A 248-nucleotide genomic window follows, 5' to 3' on the forward strand; every position below is an offset into this window, starting at 1 on the left:
CATGTACGAAAAGGGTGAAGCGAATGTGACTGATGCGGAGCTGGCCAAGGCGATGGCCCATGAGAATGGAACACTGTGGGAGGAGGCAACTCCAACGGAAAGCGGGACGGATGCCGTCTCGGACGTTAATGCGTCTAGGAAAAGTGTGGCATCCTCGGGCGTCACCAGAAATTCCATGATCAAAAGAGACGCGCACGAGCTGGCGGGAGGGATTGAGGACTGGAGTGGCATCGAGGCAGGCGACGTTG

Annotated in this window: 1 protein-coding gene; it reads left to right on the forward strand. The window is 57.3% G+C overall.

Features of this window, described 5'->3' with window-relative positions; translation table 11 throughout:
- Window positions 1-25: 25 nt before the first annotated feature.
- Window positions 26-248: hypothetical protein (locus tag SAY88_RS25440; RefSeq protein ID WP_332635220.1), on the forward strand; the 223-nt coding region annotated here is incomplete at its 3' end.

This window comes from Halalkalibacter flavus, assembly GCF_036663575.1.
Lineage (GTDB): Bacteria > Bacillota > Bacilli > Bacillales > Bacillaceae_D > Halalkalibacter > Halalkalibacter flavus.